Here is a 15083-nt window from a genome sequence, read left to right on the forward strand (position 1 = left end):
GTCAAATTTAAAGTATCGTGATTTAACGTAAATTTAACGTTAATTAAAACAAAGATTATGAAGAAAGTTTTACTAAACGTTTTTACATTATTAATTACTGGTATGGCTTTAAATGCTCAGGCTGTATTAGTGAATGCTCCTGGATCCATTGCCGGAGTTTATTTATTTTCTGCTGCCGGGTTCGGTGCAGATTTGACTACAAATGTTTGGACCGGGGATGCCGTATTAGCTGATAATATTTTAGCTTGTCAGGCACTCACAAATGCAGCTGCCATGAATGGTAAGTTTGCAATTGTTGATCGGGGTAGTTGTGAGTTTGGTGCAAAATGCCTAAATGCCCAAAATGCAGGAGCTATCGCTTGTGTTGTTTTTAATAACACTGCAGGAGCAGGTACAATTGTAATGGGAGTTGGTGCTGTCGGAGGACAAGTAACCATCCCTTGTGTTATGCTTTCTTATGAAGATGGCTTAAAGATTAAAGCCGAAATGGCAAACGGCACAGTGAATATGACGATCGGAAATATCAGATTTCCAAATGACTTATCTACCAATAATAGAGCAGGTGTTTGCCATGCTCCATTTGGGACCTATCCTGCCGCTTGGTTGCGAAAATCTGGGGATTTATCAATTACTCCTGGAGCAAGCGTAACAAATAAAGGTAACTTTTTAGCTTCTAATGTAAAAGTGAATGCTAAAATAAGTTATACACCAAAAGGTGGATCAGCCAATGAGTTTTATGATAAAACATCTGGTGATGGTTTATTTGTAGAAGTGGATTCTACCAATGATGTTATCCTGGAAGCTCAAGATTTATTTGGTAACGCAAAAGGTTTGGGAAAAGGAACTATAACTTATTCTGTTACATCTGATAGTTCAGAGCAATTTACGTCTAATAATAATGCAATATCAGAATTCTATTTATCAAATAATTTATTGTCCAAAGCCAGATTGGCTGCCAATGCTTTTGATCCTTTTGTTACCACAAGTTTTCGGAGAAGTGACGGAACAAATGCAGAATATTTGACTGGATTTAAAATCCCATATGGTAAAGGTTGTAAAATTGATTCTATATTGTTCAATATGGCTGTTTCTGCACCTGCAACTTTAGCAAATTTGACACCCGAAGCTACTTTATATGGTTGGTTTGATGCAAATGGAGATGGAGATGCTTCAAATGATGAAATTAGTTTTCTTGCATTAGGTACTTATACTTATGACGCTGCAGATTTAAGAACATCTGCTGTTGCAAGAGTGCCTTTGGAAGATTTTAATACTAGTGACCCAGGTTTTGTAATCCCAGAAGATAATTTTGGAATTTTTATTGGTGTTAGATATTCTGGTACAGATGCAACTCCATTTTTTGGATTTGATGAAGGCATAGATTATAGTTGTAATAATGATTTATTAAACATTGCAGGTACTTTAGCTATCACCGATTTACCTTATATAGGGATCACTGGTTATGATGCAAATACAGGAGTACCAGATATTGATAATGCTTCTTTTAGTTTTACAGGTTTGACTGCTCCATTAGCTGCATCTTTAGTGCTTTCTGGTGATTGTATCGTTGGAACAAATAACCAATTGTCTGAATTAGATGCAAAACTTGTCATCTACCCAAATCCTGTTAAAGATCATTTTATAGTTGATTTAAGCTTAAATGAAATTTCTTCTAAAATTGTCTACAATATTATTGACAATTCAGGGAAACTGATTCTTCAACAAGCTGATACCAATAAAGGCAAAGCATTTCGTGCAAAGTTCAATGTTGAAAATCTTTTAAATGGTCATTATCATTTACAAGTTAGAACCGATAAGGGATATAAACAAGTATCCTTCGAAGTATTAAAATAAAAGTTTAATTTGTAATTTTTAAATAAAAAAGACCAGTAATTCACTGGTCTTTTTTATTTAGCAAACGATCCATTTAGTCAGCTCCTTTTCCATTTTCTATTTCCAATTTTGCCTATCCTTTTAAGCCTAATTAAATTTAATTTGATTGCCAAATGAATTTGCGAGATTATCAAAATTTTCTTATGGAACTTTAATTATTATTTTTTAATTGATTTCTTTACCTTCATATTTTAAAATACTAAACGAAAAACTAACTTATGAAACAATTTTCAATACTCTTATTTTTCCTGACTGTAGTAGGGTCTCTGCTACATTCACAACAAACCATAAATGGTCAATTAAAAGATGCTTCAGGGGCTCCTTTAGTAGGCGCATCTGTTTTTATCCCGGGTACTAATACGGGTACTATTTCAGATGCTTATGGAAATTTTACTATCCAATTAAAAAAAGGTGAAAAACTTCAAGTTAATTTGATTGGTTATGAATCCTTAATTCTTACAGAATTCCTGAATGAGAATCTTTCTTTGATTATGGAAACTTCGATTACATCCCTCGAACAAGTTATTGTTACTGGAACTCGTCGGGCAAACCGAATCCGAACTGAAACTCCGGTACCGGTGGATGTTGTTCAAATTAGCCAAACCCAATTTCCTACTGCCAAAATGGATGTAACGTCTATGCTCAATTTTGCCGCACCATCTTTTAATCATGCAAAACAATCAGGTTCTGATGGTGCAGATCATGTTGATTTAGGAACTTTGCGAGGTATGGGTCCAGATCAAACCCTCGTCTTGATCAATGGAAAAAGAAGACACCAGACGGCTTTTGTATCTGTTTTTGGAACCCGAGGTCGAGGAAATTCCGGTACAGATTTAAATGCAATTCCACAATCTTCCATAGACCGTATTGAAATTTTGCGGGATGGTGCATCTGCTCAATACGGATCTGATGCAATTGCTGGAGTCATGAATATTATCCTTAAAAAAAATATTAATAAATTGACTGGACATGTAGGTTATGCAAGTAACTATGACAATAAATATAATACCATTCTTGCAAAAGACCAGGGCTATAATGAATATGAAAATAAATTGGATGGAAATACATTAAGCGCTGGTTTAAATTATGGAATTGGAATTGGTTCGAGTGGTGGATTTTTAAATCTTGGTGCAGATTATGCAAGTATTGGTAAAACATATCGTCAGGATCCTGATCAAATTTTACCATTCAATATATATCGAAGAACTCATGGAGACGGATCTGTAGATGCATATGGCGCTATGCTTAATTTTGAATTACCCTTAAGGCAAGATAACAAAATTAATGTCTATGGTAATGGAGGGTATAATTTTAAAAAATCAGATGCGTTTGCATTTACCAGAAGATTTGCAGATAATCCGGAACGATTCCCAACAGATGCAGCAGGAAATATAATTTTAACAAATTTTATTAAAACTACGGCTGATGGAAACTATTATTACAATCCTCATATTCAAACAGAAGTTTCAGATCTTGCGTTTACAGCGGGCCTTAAAGGAGTGTGCGTTGGAGCTTGGGATTGGGATTTAAGCAATACCTATGGTAAAAATGATTTTCATTTTTTTGGAGATAATACATTTAATGCAGGATTAGGTGCAAATCAAACACATTTTGATGATGGTGGTTTTAGTTTTGCACAAAATACTACCAATTTGAATTTTGGAAAAGAATTTCCTAACATATTAAGTGGATTTCATTTGGCGTTTGGTGCCGAATATCGCACAGAAAATTATGAGTTGTACGCAGGAGAAGAAGCCTCTTATAAAAATTATAATCAAGATAAAGCTAGCGGTGCCCAAGGATTTCCAGGTTACCAACCGGCAGATGAAGTAAATGCAAATCGCAATACTTTTGGATTTTATTCTGATATTGAAGCGGACCTTTCAAGCAAATTTTTATTAACTGCAGCGTTTAGATGTGAGAATTATTCTGACTTTGGCGTTACCAATAATTATAAAATTGCTGCTCGTTTTAAAGCGGATGCAATGACTACCTTAAGAGCCTCGGCTAGTACCGGTTTTAGAGCACCATCATTGCAGCAAATTAATTTTAGTTCTACGTTTACAACAGTTCAAGGTGGACTTATTTCGGAAGTTAAAATTGCTCCAAATTATAGCCCCATTACGAAAGCTGCTGGGATTCCAAATTTAAAAGAAGAACGCTCTACAAATTTTAGTTTAGGGGCCAGCATTAAACCTGCACAAAATATTACCTTTTCAATCGATGCATATCGGGTTAAAGTAAAAGATCGCGTAGTCTTATCCGGACAATTCAGTGCGGATGATGAAACCCTCAATGAAACGCTGCGCAATACTTTGAGAGATCTTAAAGTAAGTTATGCCCAATTTTTTGCCAATGCAGTGAACACAACAAATTCAGGCGTAGATGTTGTCCTGGATTATAATCACAAATGTTCTGCAGGAACCTTAAGATTCCTACTCACCGGAAATGTGCAGAAAATGGAAATTGATCGCATCAATATTCCAGAGAATTTAAATACTTCTGAATCTAATAAGGAATATTTTTATAGCATTCGGGAGCAGTATTTTTTATTAGCTTCAGCTCCTAAAACGAAGTTTGGAATTAGCTTGGATTATTCTTGGAATCGCTGGACTTTTGGAACTCGTTTAAATTATTTTGGACAAGTTGACTTATATGGTTACGGAGATTTTGAATCCTTAAAACCTGAAGTTCCATTAGATAATAGTCCAAATATCAGAGTTCCAGATTTATATAATTATACTCCAAAATGGGTGCATGATGTTTATGTTTCAGCAAGAATTGTCAAAGGTGCTACCTTATATTTTGGTGTAGATAATCTATGGAATATTCATCAGGATTTGGGATTTGTTAATGGTGCAGCTGGATGGGCATATAACAATGAAACAGGTGGGCCATGGGATGCTGTTCAAATGGGCGGCAATGGCAGAAAATTGTTTGCCAGATTAGGAATCAACTTTTAATCAACATAGGGATGGACTGAAGTCCATCCCAACAAAATATTTTGAACTGTCATATATTTCAAATTAAAAAGGGGGGGCGGGGGGCCCCCCTTTTTGGGGGGGTTTTCCCCCCCCCCCCAAAAAATTAAAAAAAAAAGGGGGGGGGGGGGGGGGGAAAAGTAAAAAAGAGTGCCAAAGGCACTCCTCCCATTTTTTCGGAATGGATTTCAACCCATTCCCCTTAAATTTTTTATTCCCCAAAAGTTCTCAAATAAAAAAGAGTGCCAAAGGCACTCCTCATTTTTTCGGAATGGGTTTCAACCCATTCCATTATTTTTTATTAATTCACAATAAATTTCATTGAGCGCATTTGATTATCTTGAAATAATCTAGCAAAATAAACACCACTAGCTAATTGATGAATAGCTATTGCTTGTTTATTTTTTCCAGCGATAAGATTGATTTGTTTTTCAAATATTTGTTTACCTGTAAGATCCATAAAACTTAAACTAGCAATTCCAGTTTTTTCAGAATCAAAATTTAAAAACACTTCTTGATTTGCTGGGTTAGGAGTTAAAAATAAAACAGAAGCATTGAAAGGTTCATGGGTTCCGGTAACTAAAGAATAGGTACTAAAATCTCTGCTTACAGTTCCTACACCAAGAATCCGTTGTTGAAATATTAAATTAATTTGTTCATCAAATATTTTATAAGTTCCATTTAAACTCGCTGTATTATTTGTTGAAGAAACCCGATAGCATCTGTCTTTTTCTAAATCAAGAACATAGGTTCTCGATGAATTATCTGTAAAAGGACCATCTTGTAAAATAATTTTATTTTGGTCATCTCGGATTGCAAAACTTAATTGTGTTGGCTGAGTGGTTGGCTTAATTTCAAATGTTGAATGAATTGTTGTTGAAGGTGCAGATTGAAATGTAAGATTTGATATGTTATTAATGGTATTGATATCCACATCTCCATTTACAGCGCTAATTTCGAGGCTTAAATTATTTTGACCTTTTAAAGCAACGAAATCAATTGCAGGTAGTTTAATGTCTATTTCTTTTAAAAAATCAAGTTTGCCAGTCCAATTGTAATTGCTGAATGCGCCACCATTTACTTGATATTTAAAATCAAGGCTGGTAATTGATTTGTTACCAGTATTGATAACTTTAACAATGGGTGATGTTTTATTTCCACAAACAATACTATCACCATATACACCAGTGGCATTTGATAGTTTGATGGCTACATCATTTCCTGGATTGGCTGGAAAGGCAACGATAAGATTTTCTGATTGATGCACTTCTTTAGTGGCATCATCTTGAATAAAAGCTGCGGTTTCCAGGTTTTGGAAATTATATAATTTGTCAAATTTATAGAGGAAGGTAAATGTTTTACTTTGACCAGTTTGATTCACATCAGCCAATGATGTTCCGTTAGTATTTGGTAAGTATTTTTTCACCACATGGTAAAATGTCTTTTCTCCATTAGAACCTGGAGGAGTAGTCCAGGAAATTATTTTTTCAAGTGCGGCAACCCTCAATACAGGTTTGCCACTAAAAGTTCCGGTTAATTTAACGGTAACAGATACTTCCATTGAATTGTAATCTGGTAAGACTTTATTGATAATACTGATTTCATAAGGGGCCGGTCTCAGATATTCATTTTGAATCGTAGCATCTGTAATCGTAGCGGTTGGATTTCCAGAACTATAGGCATTCAAAAAGATATCAGGAACACCCGTTACACCATAATAATTTACTCGATTTTGAACTTCTCCTGGATTGTCTTTATTCATTGGATCTACCCCAGGCCAGCTTACCTGATGGGTAATTTTAGTAATTTTTGCCTTGTTCCGTTCCATAATCGGTTGGATTACAGGATTAATGGAAGCACAAGGACCACAGGAAGCTTGTGTGAAATGTTCGATCAGAACTTTTCTTTGAGATTGACCGATTAGCATAGTGCCAAGACAAAAAAACAAGATGGAAAAAAGTAGATTTTGTTTCATGATTTGAAATTGAATTAAAAAGTAAATTTACTGATTTTCAACGATTTTGAATGAAAGAATGGATTATTTTGAATCATATTTAGCTTTTTAACTAAATTCTGCGAACTAATTAATTCTTTCAGATGTTTTTGAACGAGGGATTATAATAAAGATCTTCCCCGGTAGGTATTCATTTAAATCTGTCAAAGGACAAAGGTTGGTTATTGTTGCTATCGGGGATTTTTTTTAATGCTTGGTTTTCTTCGGCACAGGGTCTTCACCACTACCACCCCAGGGATGACACTTCGTAATACGCTTCAGACCTAAATAAAATCCTTTAATCAAACCCCATTCTTCAACAGCTTGTAACATATAATTTGAACAGGTCGGATTAAATCTGCAGTTTTTACCTAAAATAGGGGATAATAAAAGCTGGTATGCTTTAACTGGTCCAATAATCAGGTAATTTAAAAACTTCATGTTAAATTTCTTTATTTATCATGATCATGGATTATAGTTTTTACTATGGATTTTAGTTTTTCTGCAGCATCTAATAATAAACTTTCATTGGATGGAAAACTGATGAGTTTGCCATTAAGTTTTTTGCGACAATCTGCAGTGACATAATTGCGATCACCTCGAACGAGTCTTGCTAAATTATTTTCAAATATGGCCTCAACTTGTATCGGTTTGGTAAATTCTAAATCACTAGATCGAACATTGATATATTCCAATCTACCAGCTAATATAACAGATTTAAGTTGTGTGATTTCTTCAATGGTTGCTGTATATTTTGTTTTTATTTTTTCTTTAATTTCTCTACCCGATGAATCTCTTTTTGGTTTTCCATTTTTATCTTTTACAACGGCTTCTGTTTTAATTTCATTTACATCATCGTATACCCTTGTTTTTTCGCGTTCCGGACTAAATTCCATTTGTGTAAGATTCATAACAATATAATGATCATACAAAATGGATGGGTTTGATTTAATATCGTAATTTTTAAATTTAGAATTTAAATTTTCCACACTTAATCGCAATAATTCAGCTTCCACATTTTCTGGTATAATGTTGCTAGTATTATTGTTAATTTTAACAAGGTAATTCTCTAGACTTAGGTTGTAAGCAATTTTCTTTAATTGATCTTTATCTTTATATTGAGAAAAAAGGCCATCGATTTTACCAAGATAATTATAAGCTTCTCTTGCTGCATTTTTATCTCCTGATCTGCGCGCATCATCAATAAGATTTGTTGCTGACTGATAGTAAAAATCTGCAGTATTTCGTTTTGATTCTTTTTGAAGTTCTTCAATATTTACAAATTTAAAAGTTGCCTGATAGCCATCTTTTGACTCCAATGGAATCAACGCTTCTATTTTATTTTGTCGATTTGAAATCCGATTGTGGATATTATAAATTTTAGTCCAATTTTCTGATAAATTTTCATCTCGAAGTGCTTTTTCAGTTCGCAAATCCAAATCTTGAGCTTTTTGGAATGCATATTCTAAAGCCACCACATATTCTCGTTTTTTTTCTTTTTTACCTGCAAGCTTAGGAATCAGTTTAGCAATCGCAGGGTCATATTCACCTTTGTCAATCATTTTATCAATGTTTGCGCAAGATGCAGCAAGTAGCAAAAGACTAAAATAGGCGAAGCATTTTTTCATGGGATTTGATTTTTTTAATTTGACTACTTAAAATTCAAACAAGTATAATAATATCAATGGTATTAATATATTTTTAACGGAATTGTTAAAATTCGAACAAAATTACAAACCATTTGCTTCGCAATTCAATTTCAGGAGTCCACGAATCAATTTAGAAATACTGAAAATATTGAATAGTGCCCGGGACAGAAGTCGAATCTGCATACCTTTCGGCATACGCCCCTCAAACGTACGTGTCTACCAATTTCACCACCCGGGCAGGGATCCTTTTTTCAAAGGATTGCAAATATAAGTATTGAAAATGGTTGAATTGGGTTTTTATTTAGCTAAAAAAGTGTTTTGGAATTCAAATTTTAACTAAGTTATTAAATTATTTTTACATATAAATTGATTATATATTACATAAATTAATAATATATATCTATTTAAAAAACAATTAATAATACTTGTAATATCTTCAAGCTATTTGATTAGCTTATAAATATGCGTTTTACATATAAACTTTATTTTAATATTTTTTGTTGAATATTTGGAAATTCGATTTGTGCATACTACTTTTACAACAAATCCCAGCGGCAGTATATCTATAACGATCAGATACCCTATCGCTTATATTCATACTTTATTTGTAATTTATACTGAATTCTGAAATGAATTCTTAACATAGACATCTATATTTTTTAGATAAAGATCGTAGTTTTCTTATTTTGAGACCTTAGTCGAAAGAGCCTGAATTTGCGCCTTGCAAATTTGGGCTTTTTTTTTAAAAGCCCAAATTGATAAGACGATCTGAAAATTTTTCATTCTTCGCCACTCCTAAGGCCCTTTGAAGTAGTTATTTACGATTACCCCAGATATTCTAAGATTAGCTCAAAATCTTTATTCAAAGGCTTAACTTATACTAATTTATGTTCGCTTTAAATCTGGAAACGAGCATAGCCATTTGCAATCAAATAGTAATTTTTAAGTTTCTTTCGGTTCGTTTACTAATGCTTCCCAAAACTCTGCTGCCCTTCTGGTATGTGGAATACAAATCGACCCTCCAACCATATTAGCAATTGCAAAGACATCATAAATTTCTTCCTTACTGACTTCGATTTCAAAACATTTTTGCAAATGGTACTTGATGCAGTCATCACATCTCAATACCATGGAAGCAACCAAGCCTAGCAGTTCTTTTGTTTTCACGGGAAGTGCACCTTCCTGATACATTTGATTATCTAGTGAAAAAAAACGTTTAAGTGGTAAATGTTCATGTGATAAAATGAGCCCATTCATTTTCGCTCTGTAATCATTAAATTCTTTTACTTGAGACATTAGCTTTGGGTTTAGATTTTAAAATTTTAAGTACAAGCTATTTTAGACATTGTGGTTTTGATTCAAACCCTCTAAACTTCATTTCGGTTGTATTGTTTCCAAATACTCCAAATCATTATAAATGGAATGATACTAGCGCTAATAATAAATGAAGTGCCAAAAAAGATCATTTCATTTCGCATATAAAGGATCATACTAGTTTGTTCAGAAACACCAAGATGAGGTACCAGTTCTTGCAATCCAATTTCATCCAAATAGATTCTGAAATCATAAAATTTATTAATGCCAACGAAAGTAAGTGGAATAAAAATGAATATTAATACTAATTTTAATATTTTACTCCAGGCGTAAGGAGTAAATTTCCACAAAAAGATCCATCGACAAAACAAACTAAAACCAACAATAAATGCGATGTTTGTAGTAATAAATGGAAATTTTATATTGTAAATTTGAATAGGAAGTAGAATAATGAACGCAAATGCAAAGGAACTCACAATCCAAATCCCTTCTACAAACCAACGATTATTTGTCAATTTCATATTAAAAATGGGAAAGATATTGTTTTTCATAGAAGTTGAGACAGTTTTTCAAAATAAAAGATTTAAGCTTTTTGTGAGCTTGGTATCCCGGTTGTATCTTTAACCCATGTGGCAAAAATACTACCGATATGTTATAGGTGCCATCATACTAGTATTACTTTTATTAGTTTTAAGCTATTTTAGCGAAGTTGTTAGCTTTATCTTAATAAGTTGGGTTATCAGTATGGTTGGACAGCCAATAATGAGTTTCTTGCTTGTGCGGGCTCAACTTTTGCGTTTTGGTTTTGGAAAATCATTAGCAGCATTATTAACAATTTGCTGTTTATTTAGTATGATTGGTTTATTGTTATGGATGTTTATCCCTTTGGTAATTCAACAAGCAGTCGTTTTATCAAAAGTCGATTTTAATGCTATTTCAATGGCTTTACAAGAACCAATTGATAAATTGAATACCTGGCTGCGATCATTAGGTCTGGAACCGGGTCCAAGTGCAGCAGATCAAGTTCGATCCTTTTTAGGTGGTTATTTTGATCCTAGCATGATTAGTAGCTTTTTTGGTACTTTGTTAGGCAAAGCAAGTCATATATTTATCGGACTTTTTTCAATTATTTTTATCAGCTTCTTTTTTCTGAAAGAAAGAGGATTATTTACAGAAATAGTGGAAGCAATCGTACCAACCGGTATGGAGCGAAAAGTGAGAAACGTAATCGATGATGTAAGTATTTTATTAACTAAATATTTTGGAGGAATCGTTATTCAAATGACCATTTTAATGGTTTTAGCGGGGAGTATTTTGGGATTTCTTGGCATCAGAAATGCATTTCTAATTGCATTTTTTTACGCAATCATGAATATCATTCCTTATTTGGGTCCGGTTATAGGAGCAGGATTTGCATGTTTATTGACAATCTCTTCAAATTTAGAAATGAATTTTTATGCCCAAACCCTGCCTTTACTTTTTAAAGTTTTACTTGTTTTTTTAGTGATTAAATTGTTAGATGATTTTATTATCCAACCCTATATTTTTTCCAAAAGGGTGCAAGCCCATCCTTTGGAAATTTTTATTATAATTATGATTGGCGCCAGAGTTGGTGGGATCATAGGAATGGTATTAGCAATTCCTGCTTATACAATTTTTAGGGTAGTTGCTAAAACATTTTTAAGCGAATTTAAAGTAATTCGAAAAATTACAGAGGATTTAAATCCAGAAGTTTAAAACAAGGAAGAGATAAGTTTAAAACGAAGCTGTGTTAAAACCTCTGAGTGTAAATTAATTGTAAAATGAGATACCTTGAGAATTATTTTTTTAATTCCAATTTTCAATAAATTTAGATTTGTAAATATAAAATATAATGTGGTCTGAAATTCAAAATGCGTTCGAAGGATATTTTCAATCTACAACGAGTTCAATTCCTTCTATAGTCAATGCATTGATAATATTAATAATAGGCTGGACACTTGCAAAGGTAATTCAATGGATTGTATTTAAATTAAGTCATGCATTAGGGATAGACCGTTTAGCACAAAAGTCAGGGGTGCATCGCTTTTTGGAAAAACGAGGGATCAAAAAAGGCTTTTCAGGACTTACATCTTCCATCTTTTTTTGGATGATTATCTTAATCGTAATGGTTAAATTTTTTAACCTATTAGGCTTGGATATTGTCTCGGATCTTTTAAACCAGTTTGTTTTTTTTATCCCGAATGTTTTAATTGCATGTGTGCTTATTATTTTGGGATTTTATTTGGCTGAATTTGTTTCTAGTTTGGTTGTAGGTTCTTTAGAAGAAAGCAGTTTTGAAAATCCAGAACTCATTGGAAAATTGATATTTTATTGTATTGGTTTTTTTACAATTGCAATTGCACTAACCCAAATTGGAATCGGTGAAGCAATTATAACAAATGTAGTTAGTATTTTTTTCGGTTCCATCGGATTGGCATTTGCACTGGCCTTTGGTTTGGGAGGCAAAGATTGGGCTGCAAAAATATTATCAAAATATTTTTGGAATAATAATGAGGACAAGCCTTGATGTAAGTTAAAATCTGGACTTCTAAGAGAGGCTTTAAAACCTTTGCCTATAGATCGGAACTAGCATCTTAAGATTGCAATTTATATTCTAATAAAATCTCAAAGGGTAAGTATTTTAAAACATCTTGATTGCAGGATTCTAAAATTAGTTCAGGGGCCATTCCTGCATCATACGCTTCTTTCCAACGCAAAGCACATAAACACCAACGTTCTCCGGGTTTAACTCCTGGAAAAGCAAACTCAGGTCTTGGGGTAGAGAGGTCATTTCCTCTGTTTTTAGAGAATTCCAGGAATTCATGGGTCGCATAAATACAAACAGTATGCATACCTAGGTCGTCAGAACCCGTAGTACAACAACCATCTCTGTAAAAACCGGTAAGTGGCTCATTGCTGCATACTTGCAATGGCTTCCCAAAAACGTTTAAAGGATTTTTTTCCATAAAATTTGATGATTTTCAAGGTCTTATTAACATATATTTTGGCAAATAAATCAATGAATTGCTTAATTTTGTGGCCAATTTCCACATTTTTAAATGAAAATAAGTATATGAACAAGATTTTAGTATTATTAATGTCTATTGTTATCCTAGGTTCTTGCGTTTCTAGCAAGAAATATAAAGACTTACAGTCTGAAATGGATAATGTAAAAATGGGTTTACAAAAATGTAATGACAACCTTGCAAATTGTGAATCTGAAAAGTCCAAAATAGCTGCCGATTGTAAAACTCAAACTGGCAAATTAGAGTCTGAAGTAACGGCTCGTGGTAACAAAATCAAATCCCTTGAGGATCAAATGGAATTGTTGAAAAAAACAAATAACAATCTATTGGATCGATTGGCGGACCTTTCAATCGTGAGTAAGGCAGGTGCTGAAAGTATTAAAAAATCATTGGATGCATTAAATGAAAAAGATCGTTACATCAAAGATCTAAACAATTCAATGGCTCGTAAAGATTCATTAAACCTAAGTTTAGTGATGAATTTAAAGAAATCTCTCGCTGGAATCAATTCAGACGATGTTAATATTGAAGTAAAAAAAGGCGTGGTATTCATTTCTTTATCTGACAAAATGTTATTCCGCACAGCAAGTGCTAATATCAATGATAAAGCAGGAATGGTTTTAGAGAAAATTGCAAAAGTAGTAAATGATCATAAAGACATAAATATCTTAGTGGAAGGACACACAGATAATGTACCTATGGCAAATGATTGTGTAGCAGATAATTGGGATCTCAGTACAAAAAGAGCAACAGCAGTTGTTCGGGTATTGCAAAAGAAATATGGCGTAAATCCAACCAGAATGACAGCAGGTGGACGTTCAGAGTATGATCCAAAATCAGCCAACGAAACATCCGATGGTAGAAAAACAAATCGCAGAACAGAAATTATTATTCTTCCTCAATTAGATCAGTTCTTTAAATTGATCGCACCTCAAGGATAAAACATTGTCAAGAAAATATAAAAAGCTGCTTCTGAACTGAAGCAGCTTTTTTTTTGAATTTTTTTTAAATGTGCCAGACAAAATTAAATTTGGTTCATATACTCATATTTAAAACTGCCGATGAAGCTCATTGAGCGTAAAAATGAATATGATTAAATTATTAAATTTTAGAATAATAATCAAATTAATGAATAATTCTATTTGTATATAATATAAAATCAATTAAATATATATTATTAATTTATTTAATATTAAATTTTATTTTTTATGGCAAAATTTTACACATTTTTCTTGTGAAATCGTTTTATCATTACGTCAAACAACAAAAGCATGACAATCATCAAACTTATTATATGTTTGGCGAAGCCATGATTAATTGATTCAATTTAAAATAAAATTTTTTATTCATTCAAAACTGTTAATTCCAGACTGTTATGAGCAATCAAAATGCAAAGGGTGCAGAAGCATCCAGTAGTAAGTTTAGTTCTTTATTTGCAGCTATTGTCATTCCATTAGCAATTGTTGTAGGGTATTTTGTTTTTAAATATATCCTTGGAAACCCTATCCACTTTGAAGGTGGCGACCCAAATGGTCATCCAATTCCAGGAGATTATTTAGGCATGATGTATAAAGGAGGAATCCTTGTACCTGTTTTAATGGGAATGTTTATGATTGTATTAGCGGTAATTATCGAACGTTTTTTTACAATCAATGCTGCTTCTGGGAAAGGTTCTATCCCGAATTTCGTTAGAAAGATCAAACAATTATTAGATTCTGGTAGTGTTGATCAGGCAATAAGTGAATGCGATAGACAAAAAGGCTCAGTCGCAAATGTTATCCGTGAAGGATTAACTAAATATAAAGAAATGGCAAAAGCAACAGATTTGGATAAAGATCATAAGGTATTGGCAATTCAAAAGGAAATTGAAGAATCCACCTCACTGGAGCTTCCTATGCTAGAGAAAAATCTTGTGATTTTGGCTACCATTTCTTCCGTAGCAACTCTTTTTGGTTTATTAGGAACGGTATTTGGAATGATTCGGGCGTTTTCTGCCATTGCAACAGCAGGTGCACCAGATGCAGTTGCCTTATCAACAGGGATTTCTGAAGCTTTAATTAATACAGCACTTGGTATTTCTACTTCCGCATTAGCTATTATTTCATATAATTATTATACCACAAAAATTGATGGTTTGACTTATGGCATTGATGAAGCAGGATTTACAATTTCACAATCTTTTGCTTCTAAGCATTCATAATTATCA

General features: G+C 33.2%; 12 protein-coding genes and 1 tRNA gene. 6 read left to right on the forward strand and 7 right to left on the reverse strand.

The genetic code is table 11. The annotated features are described in order from the left end of the window. The first annotated feature begins 57 nt into the window (after window positions 1–57). Both IPO86_05900 and IPO86_05905 read left to right on the forward strand, forming a co-directional pair. Window positions 58–1854: a T9SS type A sorting domain-containing protein gene (locus tag IPO86_05900; protein ID MBK9727636.1), complete on the forward strand. Its 1797-nt coding sequence runs from the start codon at window positions 58–60 to the stop codon at window positions 1852–1854. Between the two features lie 257 nt (window positions 1855–2111). Next, a complete protein-coding gene (locus IPO86_05905) occupies window positions 2112–4856 on the forward strand; it encodes a TonB-dependent receptor (protein MBK9727637.1) in 2745 nt (914 codons plus the stop codon). 319 nt (window positions 4857–5175) lie between these two features. Here IPO86_05905 and IPO86_05910 read toward each other — a convergent pair whose 3' ends face one another. The 6 genes from IPO86_05910 to IPO86_05935 all read right to left on the reverse strand — a co-directional run bounded on the left by IPO86_05910 (window position 5176) and on the right by IPO86_05935 (window position 10351). Further along, window positions 5176–6849, reverse strand: coding sequence for an Omp28-related outer membrane protein (locus IPO86_05910; protein MBK9727638.1), 1674 nt, complete (start codon window positions 6847–6849; stop codon window positions 5176–5178). 225 nt (window positions 6850–7074) lie between these two features. Beyond that, window positions 7075–7308 carry a membrane protein insertion efficiency factor YidD gene (gene yidD / locus IPO86_05915; protein ID MBK9727639.1) on the reverse strand — a complete coding sequence of 78 codons (234 nt, stop codon included), beginning with the start codon at window positions 7306–7308 and terminating at the stop codon, window positions 7075–7077. An 11-nt stretch (window positions 7309–7319) separates the two neighbouring features. Then, window positions 7320–8495, reverse strand: coding sequence for a hypothetical protein (locus IPO86_05920; GenBank protein MBK9727640.1), 1176 nt, complete (start codon window positions 8493–8495; stop codon window positions 7320–7322). Between the two features lie 177 nt (window positions 8496–8672). After that, window positions 8673–8754, reverse strand: a tRNA-Leu gene (locus tag IPO86_05925). A gap of 704 nt (window positions 8755–9458) precedes the next feature. After that, window positions 9459–9812 (reverse strand): carboxymuconolactone decarboxylase family protein, encoded by a 354-nt coding sequence (locus tag IPO86_05930; protein ID MBK9727641.1) that lies wholly within the window; start codon window positions 9810–9812, stop codon window positions 9459–9461. Between the two features lie 71 nt (window positions 9813–9883). After that, on the reverse strand, window positions 9884–10351 hold the full coding sequence (locus tag IPO86_05935; protein ID MBK9727642.1) for a hypothetical protein: 468 nt from the start codon (window positions 10349–10351) through the stop codon (window positions 9884–9886). 106 nt (window positions 10352–10457) lie between these two features. Here IPO86_05935 and IPO86_05940 point away from each other — a divergent pair, with 106 nt between their 5' ends. Together IPO86_05940 and IPO86_05945 are read left to right on the forward strand one after the other, a co-directional pair. Further along, entirely contained in the window at window positions 10458–11567 is a 1110-nt protein-coding gene (locus tag IPO86_05940; protein MBK9727643.1) for an AI-2E family transporter, read from the forward strand. A 136-nt stretch (window positions 11568–11703) separates the two neighbouring features. Beyond that, a complete protein-coding gene (locus IPO86_05945) occupies window positions 11704–12378 on the forward strand; it encodes a hypothetical protein (GenBank protein MBK9727644.1) in 675 nt (224 codons plus the stop codon). A gap of 67 nt (window positions 12379–12445) precedes the next feature. On the opposite strand, the gene IPO86_05950 is transcribed toward IPO86_05945, so the two are convergent. After that, window positions 12446–12817 (reverse strand): DUF2237 domain-containing protein, encoded by a 372-nt coding sequence (locus tag IPO86_05950; protein ID MBK9727645.1) that lies wholly within the window; start codon window positions 12815–12817, stop codon window positions 12446–12448. Window positions 12818–12924: 107 nt separating this feature from the next. On the opposite strand from IPO86_05950, the gene IPO86_05955 reads away from it, so the two are divergent. Beyond that, window positions 12925–13818: an OmpA family protein gene (locus IPO86_05955; protein MBK9727646.1), complete on the forward strand. Its 894-nt coding sequence runs from the start codon at window positions 12925–12927 to the stop codon at window positions 13816–13818. A 434-nt stretch (window positions 13819–14252) separates the two neighbouring features. Beyond that, on the forward strand, window positions 14253–15077 hold the full coding sequence (locus IPO86_05960; GenBank protein ID MBK9727647.1) for a MotA/TolQ/ExbB proton channel family protein: 825 nt from the start codon (window positions 14253–14255) through the stop codon (window positions 15075–15077). Window positions 15078–15083 lie beyond the last annotated feature (6 nt).

Source organism: Saprospiraceae bacterium, from assembly GCA_016717265.1.
GTDB lineage: Bacteria > Bacteroidota > Bacteroidia > Chitinophagales > Saprospiraceae > Vicinibacter.